This window comes from Mesorhizobium sp. M0991, from assembly GCF_040318915.1.
Lineage (GTDB): Bacteria > Pseudomonadota > Alphaproteobacteria > Rhizobiales > Rhizobiaceae > Mesorhizobium.
On the sequence record NZ_JAMYNE010000007.1, the window covers coordinates 15,658 to 35,714 of the forward strand.

A 20,057-nucleotide genomic window follows, 5' to 3' on the forward strand; every position below is an offset into this window, starting at 1 on the left:
TAAGGGGTATTCGACCATGTTTGATACCGATATTTTGCTCCAGGACACCCAGGAAATTCTGAGTGCCGTACCCGTGACAATTGGAATGGCGCTCATGATTTTCGTCCTGTCGACGATAGTCGGCAGCATATTCGCGCTTATCGAATACAGACGGGTACCGGTGCTGCGAGAGCTCATCATGACTTACAAGATCGTCTTCAAGGGCGTTCCCATGGTCATCGTGATTTTCCTCGCCTATTTCGGTCTGCCGCCCGCATTCCAGTTCCTGTTCTCATTGCTGGGGATCAACTTCAACGCCCACGAAACCCCCAATTGGGTCATCCTTGTCGTTGCGATTACCGGCTGTGTCGCCGCGTTCCAATCGGAGATCATAAAGGGAGCCCTGAATGCATTCGACACCGGTCAGTCGGACGCAGCCCATTCCCTGGGCTATACGGGCGGCCAACTGTTCCGACGTATCCTATTTCCCCAGGTGGCCCTCACGGCAATTCCTGACCTGACAACTTCGATGATGGTCATCATGAAGGCCCTTTCTCTCGGATTCGCCATCGAGGTTGTCGATATCTTCGCCCAGTCCCAGTTGACCGCCGCGCTGAACTATTACTACCTCGAAGCGTTTGTGATTGCCGTCGTGATCTATATGGTGATTGCCTATATCGTCACGCAGATTGCCGACAGGCTGGAGCAGGCGCTGAGGGTGCGGACGTGAGGCGGATCTGGGATAGACTCGTCAAGCTTCGGATATCGAGCCGCACCTGGGAGGCAATTCTTTCGGGGATGAAAAGCTTGAGGAGAAACCCAAGCAGCCGATGTATGTACCGGTGAATTTCATGCGTTTGGTTGATAGCATCTTTTGTCGCTGCTGACGGGCTTCATGCCGACTGAAGCACCGATCGCGCAGTCGCAACCGCGCCCAGGCACCTGGCATCCCACGTGCTTTGAAGGCATGTCGTGCTCCGCTTCAATCGGCTGGGCAGGCATTGTGGGCCGATAAACGGAGCCCACCAGTTCACCGTCTCTTAGCTCGGAAAGCTGCCGGCGAAGGATGTCGCGGTATCAGCCCACGAAAGGCAGCACAGCTTCTGTTCTTCCGTGATCACACCATAACTTCGCTTGGAAGAATCGGCGATGTGTGTTGGGCGGCGGACCTGATGTCCGCTTGGCCGGCGCCGCACAGCCCAACAGCTCCCACCCTGACGCCGGCCAACTTCTTTTGCCGAACGCGAGAAACGTTCCCCCCAGGCGTTGTGCCGACGCACGAATAGTGCTTTGGTGCCGACATTACTTCGGAGGGGGAATATGAAAACAGCAATTATGGCCGCGTTGACCGCTTTGACTATGGCTCTTGTGACCAATGCCTATGCGCATAGTGGCGGCACTGATAGCAACGGGTGCCATACGAACCACAAGACCGGCGAATATCATTGTCATTAGTTCTCGAGCACCTAGTGAAGCGCCAAGGCCTGATCCCCGTCGGGGAGACGATACCTTCTTGTCCAGTCTGGTCCGCGACGTAGTAAACGGCGTCACCGTGCCGGGCATCACCTCGCTGAAGTCAACTGATAAGGCCCAATCGCCTGCCATCGCAAGAATGCGGCTGTTTTCGAAGAGGGAAATGGTGCTCTCGCTCATCAGACGGGCTAACCCGCAAAGATAAAAGACACGGATCGAACTGGTACTGGCCGAGAGCTGCTGCGCCGGAATGGACCATGCGCATCTGACGAAAAGCGGCCCCGACCGAGCTGTCGTTCGGGCACAGCGTCCTCACCCGCTGAAATCTATCCAATCTAAAGGAATAGACGCGCAACAGGTTCAGCACCTTTGGCGAACTTGACCGGACCAATGGAGATGCCGGGACGGGCGGTGCTGTTTTCATGCGGCCAGTCAATAGTCCAGGCCTGCCGGAGCCCATCATCGCACTTTAGGATACGAATGCGATCATGAAGATCTTGACCTAACGACGGCGTCGCCACTATGGCGCCCCAAATTGAAGGCGGCTTCCACGAAAGGCATTGGGCTCTTCAGCTCACACTGGATCACAGGTCGCGACAACTGCCCCGGGGGTCCATTCAATGTCACGATTCCGCTTTTCGTTACGCGCGAGTGCGAAATGCGGCGCGGCCGAATATAGGGAAATGCGGTAGCGCCCTCCCGCTACCAAAAATCGAATAAGTTATTGAAATAGTTAGAAATTTCTGCATATTTGGTAGCGCCTTCGGAAAAATTTCTCAATAATTTCAATGCTGCACGGCTGGCGCTACGAACAGGATGCTCCCATCCGCTGCCGACCAGACATTCGGATTGGCCTGAGTCGTTCGAGGGGGCGGTCAATATAGTTCCAGAGGTAATCGCCGATGAGCGCGATATAATGGCATCGGTGCGACCTGGGACAAGAGCTCGCCGCCCTATCTCCTCTGCGTTCCGACCGCAAGCAGTGCGGGTCGATCGCGTCACGGCCGACGCCGAGCCATCGAGACGGGGCGTCTACCCCTGTTAGTCCCTGTCAGCTTGCTGGATTGCGCGCGGTGACGATCCACGCCGCGCCGTCGATCATCACCGACCGCTCACCGAGGCAGCCCGCGAAGGCGGCACGAACCGCAGCCGAGGTGCGGGCGCGGATATCGTCGGGCTGATCAGCGAGAGAGCGCGCCAGCGGGCCGACCTCGAGTGTCATCTTCACCGCGTCGTCGAGCGCCGCGTCCCGCGTCTCCCCCTTGCCGAACGGGATGGAGGCATCGAAGGGCGCGATAGCGACATCGGTGAAGCCAGCCACCGTTAGAATACGCGCCACCCGCCCCTGGTCGCCAAACGAGAACGGGCCGGGCGCTTCGGGACCGGGCGGCGTCATCGGCGGAAGGATGCCCTTCATCGCGCCCATCGGCAAGCGCACCCAATCGTTCTCGGCCATGCCGCGCCAGCAGACGAAAGCGACCCGCGCGCCCGGCTTGAGCGCACAGCGCATATGAGTGAAGGCCGCCGTAGGATCGTCAAAGAACATCACTCCGAAGCGCGAGAACAGGATGTCGAACGCGCCCTCGGGCAATTCGGTGCTGCTGGCGTCGGCCACCTGGAACACGGCCGGCGTATCCTGTGGCGCTAGCGCGCGCGCTCTGCCGATCAGCGGTTCGGATATGTCCACGCCCAGCACATGGCCCTCCGCGCCGACGCGGGCGGCCAGATCCAGACTAGTCGCTCCCGCGCCGCAGCCGACGTCCAGCACGCGTTCGCCTGTAACGGGCGCAGCGGCTTGGATCGCGGCCTGGCCGAACACCGCCATCATGGCATCGAGCCGGGCCTGGTAAGTGACCCAGCGCTCCCCGCTTTGGCCTTTCCAGTCGGCTACCTGATAAACATTTTTCTCTGCCATGCCATATCCTTGTTCTGATCCGTTCTTAACCAGGCTATCGGCCCGCGTGGTCGTTGCCACCGTGCGCGGCGATGAACATGGCGACGGCCGACCGGCAATAGGATTCGATTTCGTTGTCGTCCGCTGCTCTCGCCTCATCGAAGCGTGCGATAATCAGGAGATCGGATCCTTTGAAAAGCGCGGCAAACAAGCGGGCGGACCGGAGAGAATCGGGCACGTTCAGAACCGCCTTCGCGTGCAACTGACGCAACAGGGCCTCGATTTGGGCGATGACATGGGCGGGGCCGGCTTCGTAATGGAGCTTGCTTAACGACTTTGGATTCGTCTGGTCGGCCATTACCATGGCTTCGACACTGCGGACGTCTGATCTCAACAGCGTGCGAAGCAGGGATGATCCCACCGCCATGAGCTGATCTTCGACCGAACCGTCGACGCCTTCAAGAAGGGCCTGTGGTGCAAACAACTGATGGCAGCCGGACGCGATGGCCGCGCTGAACAGCGCCTCCTTGTTCTCGAAGTGCCGATAGATGCTGAGCTTGGATATCTTCGCCCGCTGGGCGACCTTGTCCAATGTCGTCGCTTGAAAACCCAATTCCACAAAGAGTTCGGACGCAGCGTCGAGTATCGTTTGGCCAAGCGCCTCGTTGGCGGGCCGGCCGCGCCGGCCCTGGCTATTTTCGGTCACGGCAATTACAGTCCTTGACAGTATCTTAATTGTTGAATTACGATACCACGCAGTTTCAGAAATATGCAAGCCAAAGATTGGATTTTACCCTGTCCTCCAAATCAAGTTTCCCGAGGCCGCCCGGAGATATCGAATGCGGCATCGTCCGGCCGGTCAACACAGTGATGGGCGACTGTCTCGGCGATGCCGGAGCCCTGCTCGCTGCCCGTCTTGAGCGCGTATCGCTGGACGCTATTTCGCGCCAGGCCCAGCCCACACCCCTCCAACCGCAACACAGAGCCCATCACTATGGATGACGTCATCATCATCGGCGGCAGCTTTGCCGGTCTCGCCGCCGCCCTGCAGCTCGGCCGTGCCCGCCGCAAGGTCACCGTTCTCGATACCGGCCTGCCGCGCAACCGCTTCGCCGGCCACTCGCATGGTCTGCTCGGCCACGATCACAAGCCACCGCTGGACATCCTGGCCGAAGCGCGGCAGCAGCTGGCGCGCTATCCCACGATCAGGCTGGTCAATGCCCGGGCCGACAGGGTCTCCGGCGCCATCGACGAATTCTCCGTCCTCACTGGCGATGGCGAAAGCCTTGGGGCGCGGCGACTGATCCTGAGCTATGGCGTTGCCGACCAGATGCCTGATGTCCCGGGCTTTGCCGAAGGCTGGGGCACGTCCATCGTACCCTGCCCCTATTGCGATGGCTTTGAAGTCGCCGGCCAGCATTGGGGCCTCGTCTGGTCCGGCCCACCGTCGCACAATTATGTCAGGCTGTACCACGATTGGACCGACACGTTGACGGTCTTCGCTGATGGTCACGACATTGCACCCGATATCCGGGCCGATCTGGCGCGCCGCAACATACCTGTCGTTGATGGCCGGATCACCGAAATCGCCCGTCAAGGGGGCCATAATGCCACCGTCAAGCTCGATACCGCCCCCGATGTCGCAGTCGATATCTTGTTCGCGCATCCGCGCAACAAGCCGTCCGCAAGCCTGCATGAATCACTGGGACTCGCCACCGTCAATACGCCCCTCGGCATCGCCCTCAAGGCCGACGAGCGCCGCGAAACCAGCATACCCGGCATGTACGCCGCCGGCGATCTTGCAAACCCAGCCATGGCTTCGGTCACCACAGCAATATCGCACGGCGCGCTGGCGGGTATCTCGGCCCAGCAGTCGATGCTGGTTTGAGAGCACAGACTGGAGGATGAGCATGACCGTCGAACCGGACAGCGCGGGTGTGCGCTTCCCTCCGCCCTTCCTCTATCTGGGAGCGCTGCTGTTGGGGCTGGCGGCGGAGCGGTTCGTCGCCCTGCGCTCTTTCGGCATCGACTGGCGGTTGCTGGTCGCGACGGGCGCGCTGCTGTTCGTTGCCGGCGCGGCGATGATGCTTGCGGCGGCGGGGCTGTTCCGGCGGCTGGGCACCAACGTTCCGCCGTCGCAGCCAACGACCCTCATCGCAACGACCGGTCCTTATCGGTGGACCCGCAATCCCATGTATCTCGGAATGGCGCTTATCTATTCCGGCCTTGCGATCGGCTTCGACGGGCCGATCGCCTTCGCCTTGCTCCCGTTGGTGCTGATCGCGATCCAGACGCAGGTGATCGCCCGCGAGGAGCGCTATCTCGAAGCGAAGTTCGGCGACGACTACCGCCGCTACAAGGCCGAGGTTCGCCGATGGCTCTGACCATTCCGCCGCTGCCGCCTGCGGGGCCCGAAACCAGCATTGGCTGGGAAGAAAAAGGGAGAATCGAATGAAACTCTACGACGGCGACCGGGCGCCCAATCCGCGGCGGGTTCGCGTTTTCCTTGCTGAGAAGGGGATCGCGGTTCCTTTGGTGTCGGTCGACATGGGCGCGCTTGAGCACAAGAGCCAGACGGTCAGCTCGCGCAATCCGTTGCAACGCCTGCCAGTGCTGGAGCTTGACGACGGCACCATCATCACCGAATCCGTCGCCATCTGCCGCTATTTCGAGGAGTTGCACCCCGAGCCCGCCCTGTTCGGGCGTGACGCGCTCGGCAAGGCGCAGGTCGAGATGTGGCAGAGGCGGATGGAGTTCAACCTGCTCAGTTCCGTCGCGCAGGCCTTTCGCCATATCCATCCGGCCATGAAGGAATTGGAAATTCCGCAGATCCCCGAATGGGGCGAGGCCAACAAACCGAAGGCGGTCGCATTCCTGAAAATCCTCGACGACGAGCTGGCGTGCCGGGAATTCGTCGCCGGCGACAGCTATTCGATTGCCGATATTGCCGGTCTGATCGCGGTCGACTTCATGAATCCGGCGCGCATCAAGGTGCCGGATAAATACACCAATGTGTTGCGCTGGCATCAGGCGGTCTCCAGCCGGCCAAGTGCCGCCGCTTGAGCGTGGAACTGGACAGGTTTGCAGCGACGGTTCGGGCCTGCCGCATCTGCGTCGAAAATCCCGTCGGCAAACCGCTGCCGCATGAGCCGCGCCGATGCTGCGGCCATCATCCAGCGCCCGCATCCTGATCGCCAGCCAGGCGCCGGGATCCAAAGTGCACCTGTCGGGCAATGCCTTTCACCGATGCCTCGGGCGACCGCCTGCGCAGCCGGCTTGAGGTGACCGGCGACGAATTCTACCTTGAGAAATTCGTCATCGTGCCGATGGGCTTCAGGCAGTCTCGGATTTGGCGAAAATCGCGACCGACGTGGACATCGTTGTCAACAACGCCGGCACCCTGATGCCGGAGCCCCTGTTGACCGTTGGCTTCGACGGTGTCGCCGAGATGTTCGACGTCAACGTCTATGGCCGGCTTCGCGTCGCGAAGGCGTTCGCACCGATCCTGCCGACGCCTACTCCGTTGCAGGGGTCGCGGGGGGCAGCGGCAAGTCCCAGGACGAGGCCAAGCGACGCAAGGGCGACAACTTTCGATCGAAATATGGGTGCACTCCAATCTTGTGAATGGAGCCTCAATTGCTCGTGACGCGCTGATCAGTCATCGCATCAATTCCTACGACGCTGGGCGATATTAGGCGCGAAGCTGCCGTTCGCGTCACGAAAAACCTTCATCGGCTTCGGTCAGACTTTCGCGTTCCACACTCCGTCACGCCCAACTTCGCAGAAAATACCGCAAGTCTTTTGAGTGGGGAGAAAGGCGGTAACGCTCTACCGACTCGAACCCCAGATGGAGTGTCTCGATCAAGTTTGCCGCGGCTGATTCAGACACTCCAACTTTCTTCATAAGCCCGCGCAGTTCGGCTGGAGGTGCAAGGCAGAAAGTTCGAAAAGCTTCCAGGAGCCTCAGGCAAACTGGACGCCGCGGCGGACAATGAGGTTCACGGATATCTCGGCGAACATCCGCATGGGAACGGTCAATATCGCCGGCAGAAGAGCGTCCGAAAAGGGCTGTCGGCGACTCTGTCGTGGGAACGAAAAAAGAAGAGAAGCAGAACTTTCGTGTGCATTTTTTGCACACGAACATTCATAACTAACTGATATTATTTATCTATCTGCCCCATCCATCATAGGTGCCACCGCAAGTCTGTGGCGTAAAGTATTCATTTTACTATTTTCTCTGTCTCGGTCCGTCCGATACTCCGTTGAATGACAGAGCAATTTGGCAAGAGATGCACACCCAACTAACATGATATACGATTTTGCCGCCGCAACTGGAAGCAAATTGGCATGTCACATATGTCACTGTACGCACCAGTTAGATGCCTGCCGTGGAACGATGCACCGCCGGCGGCATACCAGTCAGCCAAGGCGAAGCGTGTTGCGGGCGATCTGCCACGCGGATTCGACGTGTCGCCGGGCTGCCGCCTCCGCCTCTTCCGGCTTGCGCGACCTGATGGCATCCATGATTTCGGTCATTTCGGCGATCGCCGGCTCGCGACGGTTCTCCGACGCGATCGTCATCGAGCGGAGCTGGTTGATGCGGACGTTCAGACCCGTCACGATTTCCCAGGCTATGCGCTTGTCGGCCGCCTCGAACAGCGTTTCGTAGAACTTGGTCGTCGCCCGCATCACCTCCACCGGCGCGCGGGACGCCCACGCGTCAAGCAAGTTCGTCAAGGCGGCATCGAGCGAAGCGATCTGCGCGTCGGTCGCCGATAGCGCGCAAGTCCGTGCGGCGATGCCCTCCAGCAGCGCCCGCAATTCGTAGATTTCGTCGGTGCGGCCGAGATCCGGCCTGGCCACGGCCGGCCCATGGCCCGGTATCATCTGCACCAAGCCTTCAGCCTCCAACTGCCGCAGAACCTCGCGCACGACGGAACGGCTCACCCCAAGCTGATCGCAAAGCGGCCGTTCGATCAGCCTTTCGCCGGGCTGGAAATGGAAGCCCATGATCGCCTCGCGCATGCGCTCCAGTGCCAGCGCCCTCAACGTCTTGGCCGAGCGGTCGATCCGCAGCGTATCGTCTGACATTTCTTCTCCGCCTCGCTTGGGCCGCCACAAAACAGATTCCGCAGCCGATTGACAAGGTCCTTGGCGCTCCATAGCATGGTATACCATAAGACGATATAGAGGTGACAGTGCTACATGGTGCCATCGCGACCGAGGATTTTATGAAACCGGCCATCCGAAAGACCGTCACCTATATCGAGAACACGCTTATCGAGGGCGGCAAGGCAGCGCCCAAACCATTGCGCCTGATCGGCGTTGCCGCGGTTCTGACGAATCCCTGGGCCGGCCGCGGTTTCATCGAGGATCTGTCCCCGGAGATCCGCGCCATTGCTCCCATCCTCGGCGAGATGCTGACCCGGGAGATCCTCGCCGTCGCCGGTTCCGGCGAGGCGATAGAAGGCTATGGCAAGGCCGCAATCTGCGGAACTTCGGGCGAGATCGAGCACGCATCGGCGCTGATCCATACGCTGCATTTCGGCAATCACTACCGTCGCGCGGTCGGCGCCAAGACCTATCTCGCCTTCACCAATCTGCGCGGCGGGCCGAACACGCCGATCATGATCCCGCTGATGGACAAGAACGACGAAGGCCGCCGCTCTCACTATCTGACCGTGCACTTCCAGATCGGTGACGCACCGGCGCCCGACGAGTTGGTGGTGGCGCTTGGCGCTTCGATCGGCGGCCGCCCGCACCATCGTATCGGCGACCGCTATCAGGATCTGAAAGAGGTCGGAGATCTGCATGGCTGATACCGCCGCCTCCGCATGGGTCCGGGACATGGCTCCCGATGGAACCGCCTTCATCCGCGCCGGCTCCGGCGCGCCGGTTCTGCTCATTCACGGCGTCGGCATGAACGCGACGATCTGGCACGACCAGATTGCATCGATGAAAGACCATTACGAGCTGATCTCCATCGACATGCTCGGCCACGGCGCTTCACCGCTGCCGCCGGAAGACGCCGCCCTGTCGGATTTCGCCGATCAGGCGCTGCGCCTGCTCGACCATCTTGGCCTTGCTTCGGTGTCGATCGTCGGCCATTCGATGGGCGCGCTGGTCGCCCTGGAAATCGCCCTTCGCGTGCCTTCGCGCATCCGCTCCGTCGTCTGCCTCAACGCGGTGTTCCGCCGCCCCCCAGCGCTGGCGCAGGCCGTGCGCGAACGTGCGGCAGCACTCGGCTCGCATGGCGATGCTTCGGCCGTCTCGGCAACGCTTGCCCGCTGGTTCGGCGACCCGCTGCCGGCGAGCCTTGCCGGCGCGGCCGCCACCGCTCGCGCCGCCCTTGAAAGCGTCGACCCCGAAGGCTACGCGCGCACCTATCGCCTTTTTGCCCATGCCGATGCCGAGCATGCCGATGCTCTCCCCCGCCTTGCCGCGCCGGCCCTGTTCATGACCGGGTCGCAGGACAGCAATTCGACGCCGGCCATGTCGGCGGCGATGGCGAGGCTCACGCCGCGCGGCCAATGCCTTGCCATCAGCGGAGAAAGGCACATGATGGCAATGGCTTCTCCTGAAAAAGTGACCAAACACATCACGGAATTTCTCGACACGGCAGGAGACGCCGGCGTGAAGCCGGGGACGGATACCGTCTTTGACAGCGGCGAATTCCGGCGCGCACTCGGCTCGTTCCTGACCGGCGTCACTATCGTCACAACGATCGGCGCGGAAGGCGAACCGCGCGGCTTCACCGCCAACTCGTTCACCTCGGTCTCGCTCGAGCCGCCGCTGGTGCTTGTCTGCATCGCCAAGAGGGCGCTGGGACACAGTGCTTTTTCGACATCGAGAGGTTTCGCCATCAACATCCTGTCGGAGAGCCAGAAGGCCCATTCCGGCATCTTCGCTTCCAAAGCAGCGGACAAGTTCGCGGCCGTGGCCTGGCAACCGGGCCGCACCGGCAATCCGCTGATTGACGGCTGCGTTGCGGTGTTCGATTGCGGCATGGAGCAGCTGGTCGATGCTGGCGATCACTCGATCCTCATCGGCCGCGTCCGCGACTTCAGCCACAACGGCGCCCAGCCCCTCGGCTATTGCAGAGGCACCTACGTCACGCCCGGCCTCAGCCAGGAGGCGCTGGCGGCAGCTCCCCCCGATACGGAGGTCGGCGCCATTCTCGAGAACGATGGCCGTGTGCTGTTCGTCGAAACGGCCGACGGGTTTCATGAATTGCCTGCCGGACGCGGACTGGGCACGCCAAACGATGCGCGCAGCCTCAAGGGGCGCCTTGCCGCCAGGGCCATAGACGCCCAGCTCGGCTTCCTGTTCGCGGTGTGGGACGATGCCGCCGAACCTTGGCGCACGCATGTTTATTATCGCGGAACGGTCGAGGGCCCCTATTCCGACGATCGCCAGATGCGGCTTGTCGACATCGAGCAGATCGCCGATCTGAACATCGCCGATCCCGCGGTTCGTTCGATGCTTGCCCGTTATGCGCGCGAGCGTGCGGAAGATGCATTCGGCGTCTATGTCGGCAACGAGGTCGAAGGCGAAGTCCGGCCGCTCGCCAAGCCCTCGCCTTCTCAAATTCCTCTTTCCGGCCGCGGGTGAAACCGATGAAGTTTTCGCTTTTCGTGCACATGGAGCGATCGGATCCGGCCAAGCCGCATTCCGAGCTTGTCGGCGAGCTGGAGGAGCTGGTTCTGCAGGCGGAAGAGGCAGGATTCGAGACTGCCTGGATCGGCGAGCATCACGGGATGGAATTCACCATCTCGCCGAACCCGTTCATCAACATCGCCTGGCTCGCCGCCAAAACCAGGCGCATCCGGCTCGGAACAGGAACCATCGTCGCGCCGTTCTGGCACCCGATCAAGCTTGCCGGCGAAGCAGCGATGGCCGACGTCATCACCGGCGGCCGTCTAGACATCGGCATTGCGCGCGGCGCCTACGCTTACGAATACCAGCGGCTTTTCCCAGGCCTCGAGGCCTGGGGTGCCGGCCAGCGTATGCGCGAGATGGTGCCGGCGATCCGCGGCCTGTGGGATGGCGATTTCGAACTCGCCGGCGAATTCTGGTCGTTTCCTTCAACCACCTCGTCGCCCAAACCGTTGCAAAAGCCTTATCCGCCGATCTGGGTGGCCGCACGCGATCCGAACTCGCACGACTTTGCGGTTTCCAGAAAATGCAACGTCCAGGTGACGCCGCTTGCCTCCGGCGATGGCGAAGTGGCCAGCCTGATGGAGCGTTTCAACGCGGCGTGCAATGCCCACCCCGACGTATCAAGGCCGGAGATCATGCTGCTGATGCATACTTTCGTTGCCGAGGACGCCGCGGAGGCTGACCGGCTCGCGCAGGATCTGTCGCAGTTCTACTGCCAGTTCGGCGCCTGGTTCCAGAACAAGAAGCCGGTGCACCAGGGCATAATGGAAGCGCTGACCGAGGACGAGATCGTGGCGTTGCCGCAATATGCGCCAGACAAGATCAGGCAGAACCTTGTCATTGGCGAAGCCGACGAGGTGATCGCCAGGCTGAAAGCCTACGAAGCGCTCGGCTACGATCAGTATTCGATCTGGATCGACAGCGGCCTTTCCCATCGGCGCAAGAAGAAATCGCTGCAGCTCTTCATCGACAGGGTGATGCCGGCCTTTTCCGAGCCGAAAGTTGGATTGCGATGAGCACCACTCAATTCAGGAACTATATAGACGGCAGCTTCGTCGAAGTGGCGGCGACCTTCGACAGCATCGATCCCTCGACGGGCGCGCCATGGGCGACGATGCCCGCTGCATCGTCTGATGATGTCGACCGCGCCGTTGAAGCCGCTCACCGGGCGCTGCGCTCCGCCCCGTGGGCAGCCATGACGGCAACGGCACGCGGCAAGCTTCTGGTGCGGCTCGGCGATCTGGTGGTCGCCAATGCCGACCGGCTGGCTGAACTCGAGACGCGCGACACCGGCAAGATCATCCGCGAGACCCGCGCCCAGATCGCCTATGTCGGCGACTATTACCGCTATTATGGCGGGCTGGCCGACAAGCACGAGGGCTCGTTTGTCCCCATCGACAAGGCCGACATGGAAGTGACCATCCGGCCGGAGCCAATTGGCGTCGTCGCCGCCATTGTGCCGTGGAATTCGCAGCTCTTCCTGTCCGCCGTCAAGCTCGGGCCGGCGCTGGCGGCCGGCTGCACCATCGTTCTGAAAGCATCGGAAGACGGCCCTGCCCCGTTGCTGGCCTTCGCCGAACTCGTCCATGAGGCGGGATTTCCCGCCGGGACCGTCAACATCCTGACCGGCTTCGGCCACGATTGCGGTCACCGGCTGACCAGTCATCCACTCGTCGCCCGCGTCGCCTTCACCGGCGGTCCCTCGACCGCTCGGCAGATCGTCAGGAATACGGCGGAAAACCTCGCCTTCACGACGCTCGAGCTCGGCGGCAAAAGCCCGGTCGTGGTGTTCGCCGATGCCGATCTGGACAGCGCCGCCAACGCGGTCGTTGCCGGCATCTTCGCTGCCACCGGCCAGAGCTGCGTCGCCGGCTCGCGGCTGCTGGTCCAGCGCTCCGTGAAGGACGAATTCCTCGCCCGGCTCAAGCGCAAGGCCGAGGCGATCAGGATTGGCGATCCGCAGGATCCCGCGATCGAAATGGGACCGCTCGCCACCTCGCGCCAGCGCGAATGGATAGAGAAGATCATTGCTGAAAGCTTGGCCGCGGGCGGGCAACTGGTCACCGGCGGCATCCGCCCCGCGGGCATGTCGGACGGCTTCTATTACGCGCCGACGATTATCGACGCGCCTGATCAGACCCTTGCCTGCGTGCGCGAAGAGCTCTTCGGCCCGGTGCTATGTGTGCTAGCCTTCGACAGCGAAGCTGAAGCGCTTTCGCTCGCCAACGAGACTAAGTTCGGCCTGGCGTCCGGCGTGTTCACCACCAATCTGGCAAAAGCCCACCGCATGGCGCGCGGCATCCATGCCGGCGTGGTCTGGATCAACACCTATCGGGCGGTCTCGCCGCTGGTTCCGTTTGGCGGCTACGGCCAATCCGGGCTCGGCCGCGAGGGCGGCCTCGATGCGATCCGCGACTACACGCGTTCGAAATCGGTGTGGATACGCACCTCCGACGACCCGATTCCCGATCCTTTTGTCATGCGGTAGCCGCCGCTGGCCGGAGATGCGCGATCAAGGCGAAAACGACCGATCGCGAACAGACAACAACGAAAACAACAGAGGAGAACGACATGAAACTGATCATCACCGGCATCCTTGCCGGATTTATTGCAACGACAGTTCTGGCAACGACGGCCGCAAAGGCCGAGGACATGGTGTTCACCAGCTGGGGCGGGACGACCCAGGAAGCGCAGACCAAATCCTGGGCCGAGCCGTTCACCGCTGCATCCGGCATCAAGGTCATGCAGGACGGCCCGACCGACTACGGCAAGCTGAAGGCGATGGTAGACAGCGGCAGTGTCAACTGGGACGTCGTCGACGTCGAGATGGATTTCGCCATCAAGGCGGCCAAGGACGGTCTGCTGGAGCCGATCGACTTCAAGACCGTGCCGAAGGCCGACCTCGATCCGCGCTTCACCACCGATCACGCCGTCGGCAGTTTCTACTATTCGTTCGTGCTCGCCTGGAACAAGGGCGCCGTTTCGGGTGAACCGGCCGGCTGGGCCGACATGTTCGACCTGCAGAAATTCCCGGGCAAGCGGACCTTCTACAAATGGTCGGCGCCCGGTGTCATCGAGATCGCGCTGCTGGCCGATGGTGTTCCGGCGGACAAGCTCTATCCGCTGGATCTCGATCGCGCTTTCAAGAAACTCGACACCATCAAGTCGGACATCGTCTGGTGGGGCGGCGGGGCGGAGTCGCAGCAATTGATCGCATCCGGCGAAGCAACGTTCGGCCAGCTGTGGAACGGCCGCGTCTTCGCACTGGACAAGGATGGCGCCGATGTCGGTGTCTCCTGGAACCAGAACCTGACCGCAGCCGACGTTCTGGTGGTACCGAAGGGTGCCAAGAACAAGGATACGGCGATGAAATTCCTCGCTGCGGCGAGCGGCCCCGCTGGCCAGGCCAAATTTGCCGAAGCCAGCGGTTATGCGCCGATCAACACCAAGGCCAAGGCAGAGATGCCGGCCGATGCCGTGAAATCGCTGCCGGACGCTCATGTCGACGGACAGATCAATCTCGACATGAACTACTGGGCCGCCAATCGCGACACCATCGCCGCGCGCTGGTATGCCTGGCAGGCGAAATAAGCCCGCCCTTGAACCGCAATGGACGAGACGGTTCGCGCCGTCTCGTCCCGTAGCCGGGTCGCTGTCATGTCGGTCGAAACACGCCGGAACTTTGGAACGGTGCGGGTGCCGGCAGGTCTCAATGGCCTGCTGCCGGCCCTGATTCTGATTATGCTGTTCTTCGTCGTCCCCGTGCTGGCGCTGCTTTTGCGCAGTGTCACGGAGCCCGAGCCAGGCTTGCAGAACTATGCTGCCCTGCTTGGTGACGGCACCTATGCGCGGGTGTTCTTCAACACATTCCTGGTCGCGGCGTTGGTCACCATCGTCACGGTCCTTGTCGCCTTTCCGGTCGCCTGGATGCTGGCGATCATGCCTTCGGGACTGGCCTCGATCATCTTCGGCATCATCATTCTGTCGATGTGGACGAACCTGCTCACCCGCACCTATGCCTGGATGGTGCTCCTGCAGCGTACCGGCGTCATCAACCGGACGCTGATGACCATCGGCGTCATCGACCAGCCGCTGCCGCTCATCAACAATCTCACCGGCGTCACCATCGGCATGGTCTATATCATGCTGCCCTTCATGATCCTGCCGCTGGTCGGCACGTTACGGGCGATCGATCCGATGACGCTGCGTGCGGCGTCGCTGTGCGGCGCAAGCCCTTTCCAGGCGTTCCGCCGCATCCTCCTGCCGCTGTCGCTGCCCGGCGTCGCCGCCGGTGGCCTGATGGTCTTCGTCATGTCGCTCGGCTACTTCGTCACGCCGGCACTGCTCGGCGGCACGTCGAACATGATGCTTGCCGAAATGATCGCGCAGATGGTCCAGTCGCTGCTCAACTGGGGGCTCGGCAGCGCCGCAGCCTTCATCCTGCTTGTCGTCACCATGGCTCTCTACGCGCTGCAGCTGCGCCTTGTCGGTGCCAGGCGCATTAGCGGAGGCATCTGAGATGCTGCTCGACTATGACCGCATGGGTGGACTGCGGGTTGCCCTGCTCGGCTTCACCGCGCTGGTCGCCGGCTTTCTTCTGTTGCCGGTGGTCTTCATCGTCCTGCTCTCCTTCGGCTCGTCGCGCTGGCTGGCCTTTCCGCCGCCCGGCTGGACGCTCAAATGGTACCAGGAGCTTTTTGCCGATCCGGCCTGGCTCGACGCCGCGCTGACCAGCGCTCGGATCGCCACCATGACGGCGATCCTGGCAGTGGCGATCGGCCAGCTCGCCTCCTTTGCTCTGGTTCGCGGACGGTTTGCCGGACGTGAGATCCTGCGCGGCCTGCTGCTGACGCCGATGGTCCTGCCCGTCGTCGTCTTCGCCATCGCCATCTACGCCTTCTTCCTTCGCCTCGGCCTCGGCGGTACCACCATCGGCTTCGTCATCGCCCACACCGTGTTGGCGCTGCCCTTCGCCATCATTCCGATCGCCACCGCGCTCGAAGGGTTTGACAAGTCGATCGAGGACGCGGCAATCGTCTGCGGGGCAAGCCCGCTCGAGGCCAGGCTCAGGATCACCTTGCCGTCGATCCGGATCGGCATCTTCTCCGCCGCGATCTTTTCCTTCCTCGCCTCATGGGACGAAGTCGTGGTGGCGATCTTCATGGCCAGCCCCAGCTTGCAAACCTTGCCCGTCAAGATCTGGGGCAGTCTGCGGTCGGACCTCAGTCCGGTGATCGCCGCCGCCTCAAGCCTGCTTGTCGGGCTGACGCTTGCCCTGATGGTGGTGACGGCGCTGCTGCAGCGAAAGTTCCGGACATGACCCAGCCTTTCCTCTCCATCCGCAATCTACGCAAGGCGTTCGGGGCGATCGTCGCCGTGCACGATGTCACGCTGGACATACCCAGGGGCGAATTCCTGACCTTCCTCGGGCCCTCCGGCTCGGGAAAATCGACGACGCTTTACGCGATCGCCGGCTTTCAGGACCCGACTTCCGGCGATGTCTTGCTGGAAGGAAAATCACTGCTTGCAGTGCCTTCGCACAAGCGCAACATCGGCATGGTCTTCCAGCGCTACACGCTGTTTCCGCATCTGACGGTGGCCGAAAACGTCGCTTTTCCGCTGCGGGTTCGCCGCCGGCCGGATGCTGAGGTGAAGAAAAAGGTCGCCGACATGCTGGCCCTGGTGCGGCTCGAAAGCTTTGCCGGGCGCTTACCCGGCGCGCTGTCGGGCGGCCAGCAGCAGCGCGTCGCGCTGGCCCGGGCGCTGGCCTACGATCCTCCGATCCTTTTGATGGACGAGCCATTGTCGGCGCTCGACAAGAAGCTGCGCGAGGAAATCCAGGGCGAAATCCGCCGCATCCATCGCCAGACCGGCGTCACCATTCTCTACGTCACCCACGATCAGGAAGAGGCGCTGCATCTGTCGGACCGGATCGCCCTGTTCAAGGATGGCCGCATCGAGCAGACCGGCACCGGCGAGGATCTCTATCTCAGGCCGGCGACCGACTTCGTCGCCGGCTTCATCGGCAATTCGAATTTCCTCGCCGCCGAACATCTCGACACCACCAACGGCACGACAACGATCCGCATGACAGACGGTTCGGTCATATCCGGAGTGAGGCCCAACGGCACGTTCGGCAAAGGCCAGAAGACCAGGCTGATGATCCGGCCCGAAGCCTTTAGCATGGAGCGGAGCCCGGCGTGCGCGGAGCTGAATGTCGAGATCGTCGATATCGCATTTTACGGCGAGCGCCGGCGGATCGTCGCGCGCACCCCCGCTGGACAGGAGGTTGACATCAGGCCGACCTCCGCCGCCATGCAATCGCAGGGTGTGTCGCCCTGCAGCCGGCAGGTCTTTTTCGATCCGGCGGCGGCGTTCCTGTTTCCGGCTTGACTAAGCCGCGGTGGATCGCCGCCATCCAACGCTTCGCAGCGATGGAGGCGTGCTTAGGACAAGTTGTGGTTCGGTCCATCATCAGCTTCGTCGGCAAGCGCGTAACGTGTTCGACACTACCGGCGGCTGATTGGATGGCGGGGGGCAGCTCCTCTGTCCATTGACAGTCGTCATGCTCGGTTGGAAGATGAAGAAGGTCAGCGGCGATAGCCATACGGGAAGGCAATGGTCCAACCGCCAGATACCGGACACCATCCTGGCAGCGTCGTCGCGGTCATCGTCATTTGTTTGGTCATCGTTGCTTTGTTCTTCATAGGCTTCAGATACTCGAGGCCGGGCCAGGGTACTCTCGTTATTCCCGGCGGTACGCTGCAGCAACCGTGAATCCGACCCCGTGGCGCTGATGCGGAGCTGTTCTCAGGCTGCCAAAAGTGCCCCGGCGGGACTGGGGCGAAGACCGCAAGAATGGTCCGGCGCTTCACAGCCGGTCTTTCGCAGCCACCGCGGCATTCCTTTTCCCGCCTAAACAATCAAGCTTGGCAGATCGACCAAATTGGGAGCCGACGAGCCTCATCCGCGCCAAGCACTAGACGGCCCTGATCAGCCGGAGCAGAGAAAGCGCTTCGAAAAAGCTCCCCTTGCGAAAGGCGAGATAGGTCGGCTCTTCGACACCGTGGAATCGGCGCTTGAAGGCCGCCTGCCCCTGCAGGTTGAAGCGGGTGCGATTGACCCACGGCGAGTCATAGGCGCGCTGGAAAGCGCGCCGCCAGAAATCGCTTTCGGCAAACCCGCTAGGTTCGATTTCGACAAGCGGCGACAGGCCGAGGGTGATGACGGAAACACCTTCGTCGCGAAAACGGTCGACCGCAAATTTGGTCAGGCCGATCTCGGCATGCGCCGAGGCATCGATGTGCTTGCGCTTGAACGAGGTGGTGTAGCCGATGAGCTTGCCGTCGCTGAACAGCGGATCGAAATCCAGCAAGGCCGCGAGCTCCCCATCCGGACCGTGCAGGACGAAACGGCGCATATCGACGCCAAGGTGATCGGCAAAAGGCCTGTTGAGAAACCTCATCTCCCAGCGCTTGACGATGCGGTCGGCCCGCCAATTCTGGGAGAGCCTGGCAATCTCGTCGAGGAAGACGGTCCCGTTGTCCTCCGCGAAGGAAAACCCCTTCCTGAAGAGCCAGCGTTCGGAATAGCGCACTGTCTCATTGCGCTTTCCGGAAAAGTCGTGTCCGGGCAGGACAAGCCTGGTGTCGACGCCGAGGCGGTTGACCTGATAGCCAAGCCCGGCAAGCACGCGCGCCGTCTGTTCGCCGATCTGCACGAACCACGGGCTGCCGGCAACCTCGATGAAACGTCTGATATAGTCGCGCCGATCGGCCGGATCAGCCACTGGATCACCGAGCGCGAAATGATGTCGCGTTTTGCTGCCATAAGCGATGTAGCCGTGGGCATCGCCAAAGTAATGAAGCCCCTTCTGCACGGCGGTCGAATAGGCAAGGGAAAAATCACCATGGCGACGAACCAGCGCCAGGCGCTCGACATGGTTCAGCTGCAGCCGCGGCATTTTAGGCCCGCGGTTTTCCAGGAATCGATCGAGGCGTCTTCGCAGTGACGGCATGGTCGACTTTCGCGTGCCGGCTAGGCCGATGAAAGAGCTGACGGACCCCAAACCGATCATATTGCCGCGAGCTGATCCTTAACTGGGTGCGGCATGCCTACCCGGCCGAAACTGCCAGAGTCCTAGGCGCAATCTGCCCCCGGTCCCGCCCAAAGGCGCGCCGCGCATTGTTGCCGACGCCCAGCGCCTGACGGCTGGTTGCTGCTGCGCCCCTGGCGACACGAAAATCGATGCCACTTCGGAAGCGCTCAGGTCACCTGCCAAACACGATGCTCTTATCGAACTGCGCTCTGAGAAGATTCTGCTTGATCGGAAGCCAGGAACTCGTCGCGTTCTGCTATCCACAAATCGGCGTAGTCGACATTCTGCCACTCGGCAAACCACGGGCCGCCGCTGGTATAGTGGACCGCCTTAGGCGTGCCGACAGCAGGCTTTTCGTTCCAGCCTTCGAGCCAATTCCACTCTACCGGCAATGAACCCAAATCCTTGTCGGCAACCCACTGCATTCGGTGAAGATAGGCGCCACTTTCCTGATTCACGACCTCTGGCGTGAGCGATTTGACCGAAGGATGCGCGCAATTGAACAGCATCAGCGACGACCAGTTTTTCCGAGGATAGGACGTCTGGACCACGCCATCCATCTTGGTCGTGGCCTTCGGCGTATAGTCATGCTGGACGCAATAGACCGCCTTGTCCGAGTCCGTGTATTTCAGCAGGCCCGCGACGTCACCAAGCCACAGGAAATCGCAATCGCAAAACAGGGCCCAACCCGTGTAGTCGGCGAGAAAGGGCGTGAGGAAGCGCGTGTAGGTGAACTCCGTTGAGGCGAGCGGATCTTTTTCCCGCCAGTACAGCCTACGGGCACGCATCTCGTCCTGTTTGATCGGAATGACGGAGACAGGCGCCGACGCATGTTTGAGCAGCGAATGCCGCGCGACGTCGTACGCGATCGGCTCACGGCTGTCCCATCCGATAAATACCCTAAACGCATCAGTCATATTCACTACCCTGGCTTTCGATTTTAACGGTCGTACA

General features: G+C 61.6%; 19 protein-coding genes and 1 pseudogene. 15 read left to right on the forward strand and 5 right to left on the reverse strand.

Translation table 11 applies throughout. From position 1 onward, the window contains the following. The first annotated feature begins 16 nt into the window (after window positions 1–16). On the forward strand, window positions 17–709 hold the full coding sequence (locus NKH70_RS12740) for an amino acid ABC transporter permease (RefSeq protein ID WP_023809599.1): 693 nt from the start codon (window positions 17–19) through the stop codon (window positions 707–709). A gap of 629 nt (window positions 710–1,338) precedes the next feature. Beyond that, window positions 1,339–1,434, forward strand: coding sequence for a YHYH domain-containing protein (locus NKH70_RS12745; protein ID WP_352547042.1), 96 nt, complete (start codon window positions 1,339–1,341; stop codon window positions 1,432–1,434). A gap of 1,069 nt (window positions 1,435–2,503) precedes the next feature. Here NKH70_RS12745 and NKH70_RS12750 read toward each other — a convergent pair. Together NKH70_RS12750 and NKH70_RS12755 are read right to left on the reverse strand one after the other, a co-directional pair. Further along, window positions 2,504–3,367: a class I SAM-dependent methyltransferase gene (locus tag NKH70_RS12750; RefSeq protein WP_353025371.1), complete on the reverse strand. Its 864-nt coding sequence runs from the start codon at window positions 3,365–3,367 to the stop codon at window positions 2,504–2,506. Window positions 3,368–3,401: 34 nt separating this feature from the next. Next, entirely contained in the window at window positions 3,402–4,052 is a 651-nt protein-coding gene (locus NKH70_RS12755) for a TetR/AcrR family transcriptional regulator (protein WP_353025373.1), read from the reverse strand. Between the two features lie 288 nt (window positions 4,053–4,340). Here NKH70_RS12755 and NKH70_RS12760 point away from each other — a divergent pair, with 288 nt between their 5' ends. From NKH70_RS12760 to NKH70_RS12780, 5 genes and pseudogenes are all read left to right on the forward strand, one after another. Further along, window positions 4,341–5,234, forward strand: a complete 894-nt coding sequence (locus NKH70_RS12760; RefSeq protein WP_353025375.1) for an NAD(P)/FAD-dependent oxidoreductase — start codon at window positions 4,341–4,343, stop codon at window positions 5,232–5,234. A 22-nt stretch (window positions 5,235–5,256) separates the two neighbouring features. Continuing rightward, the gene (locus tag NKH70_RS12765; RefSeq protein ID WP_353025376.1) at window positions 5,257–5,730 is read left to right on the forward strand and encodes a methyltransferase family protein; all 474 of its coding nucleotides are present in this window, start codon (window positions 5,257–5,259) and stop codon (window positions 5,728–5,730) included. 67 nt (window positions 5,731–5,797) lie between these two features. Then, the gene (locus NKH70_RS12770) at window positions 5,798–6,409 is read left to right on the forward strand and encodes a glutathione S-transferase (protein ID WP_353025378.1); all 612 of its coding nucleotides are present in this window, start codon (window positions 5,798–5,800) and stop codon (window positions 6,407–6,409) included. Next, window positions 6,349–6,681, forward strand: a pseudogene (locus NKH70_RS12775) (uracil-DNA glycosylase family protein); the annotation flags it as partial. The gene NKH70_RS12770 and the pseudogene NKH70_RS12775, both read left to right, overlap by 61 nt. Window positions 6,682–6,695: 14 nt before the next feature. Then, the gene (locus NKH70_RS12780; RefSeq protein WP_353025379.1) at window positions 6,696–6,992 is read left to right on the forward strand and encodes a Rossmann-fold NAD(P)-binding domain-containing protein; all 297 of its coding nucleotides are present in this window, start codon (window positions 6,696–6,698) and stop codon (window positions 6,990–6,992) included. Window positions 6,993–7,765: 773 nt separating this feature from the next. Here NKH70_RS12780 and NKH70_RS12785 read toward each other — a convergent pair. Then, a complete protein-coding gene (locus NKH70_RS12785; RefSeq protein ID WP_352977198.1) occupies window positions 7,766–8,437 on the reverse strand; it encodes a GntR family transcriptional regulator in 672 nt (223 codons plus the stop codon). 140 nt (window positions 8,438–8,577) lie between these two features. Here NKH70_RS12785 and NKH70_RS12790 point away from each other — a divergent pair, with 140 nt between their 5' ends. The 8 genes from NKH70_RS12790 (at window position 8,578) to NKH70_RS12825 (ending at window position 17,398) form a co-directional block, all read left to right on the forward strand. Further along, window positions 8,578–9,165 carry an amino acid synthesis family protein gene (locus tag NKH70_RS12790; RefSeq protein WP_352977197.1) on the forward strand — a complete coding sequence of 196 codons (588 nt, stop codon included), beginning with the start codon at window positions 8,578–8,580 and terminating at the stop codon, window positions 9,163–9,165. Continuing rightward, on the forward strand, window positions 9,158–10,957 hold the full coding sequence (locus NKH70_RS12795; protein WP_352977196.1) for an alpha/beta fold hydrolase: 1,800 nt from the start codon (window positions 9,158–9,160) through the stop codon (window positions 10,955–10,957). The genes NKH70_RS12790 and NKH70_RS12795 overlap by 8 nt, the downstream gene beginning before the upstream one ends. A 5-nt stretch (window positions 10,958–10,962) precedes the next feature. Then, window positions 10,963–12,021 carry an LLM class flavin-dependent oxidoreductase gene (locus tag NKH70_RS12800; protein WP_352914735.1) on the forward strand — a complete coding sequence of 353 codons (1,059 nt, stop codon included), beginning with the start codon at window positions 10,963–10,965 and terminating at the stop codon, window positions 12,019–12,021. Further along, window positions 12,018–13,493, forward strand: a complete 1,476-nt coding sequence (locus NKH70_RS12805; protein WP_352719437.1) for an aldehyde dehydrogenase — start codon at window positions 12,018–12,020, stop codon at window positions 13,491–13,493. Before NKH70_RS12800 ends, NKH70_RS12805 begins: the two co-directional genes overlap by 4 nt. A gap of 83 nt (window positions 13,494–13,576) precedes the next feature. Beyond that, entirely contained in the window at window positions 13,577–14,596 is a 1,020-nt protein-coding gene (locus NKH70_RS12810) for an ABC transporter substrate-binding protein (RefSeq protein WP_352719435.1), read from the forward strand. Window positions 14,597–14,662: 66 nt separating this feature from the next. Further along, the gene (locus NKH70_RS12815) at window positions 14,663–15,523 is read left to right on the forward strand and encodes an ABC transporter permease (RefSeq protein ID WP_502908356.1); all 861 of its coding nucleotides are present in this window, start codon (window positions 14,663–14,665) and stop codon (window positions 15,521–15,523) included. 1 nt (window position 15,524) lies between these two features. Then, the gene (locus NKH70_RS12820) at window positions 15,525–16,325 is read left to right on the forward strand and encodes an ABC transporter permease (protein ID WP_353025382.1); all 801 of its coding nucleotides are present in this window, start codon (window positions 15,525–15,527) and stop codon (window positions 16,323–16,325) included. After that, the gene (locus NKH70_RS12825) at window positions 16,322–17,398 is read left to right on the forward strand and encodes an ABC transporter ATP-binding protein (RefSeq protein WP_352977194.1); all 1,077 of its coding nucleotides are present in this window, start codon (window positions 16,322–16,324) and stop codon (window positions 17,396–17,398) included. Before NKH70_RS12820 ends, NKH70_RS12825 begins: the two co-directional genes overlap by 4 nt. Window positions 17,399–17,984: 586 nt before the next feature. On the opposite strand, the gene NKH70_RS12830 is transcribed toward NKH70_RS12825, so the two are convergent. Both NKH70_RS12830 and NKH70_RS12835 read right to left on the reverse strand, forming a co-directional pair. After that, window positions 17,985–19,022, reverse strand: coding sequence for a phosphatidylglycerol lysyltransferase domain-containing protein (locus NKH70_RS12830; protein WP_352977193.1), 1,038 nt, complete (start codon window positions 19,020–19,022; stop codon window positions 17,985–17,987). A 275-nt stretch (window positions 19,023–19,297) separates the two neighbouring features. Continuing rightward, complete coding sequence (locus NKH70_RS12835) at window positions 19,298–20,020, reverse strand: glycosyltransferase (RefSeq protein WP_254817270.1); 723 nt, start codon at window positions 20,018–20,020, stop codon at window positions 19,298–19,300. Window positions 20,021–20,057: the final 37 nt, after the last annotated feature.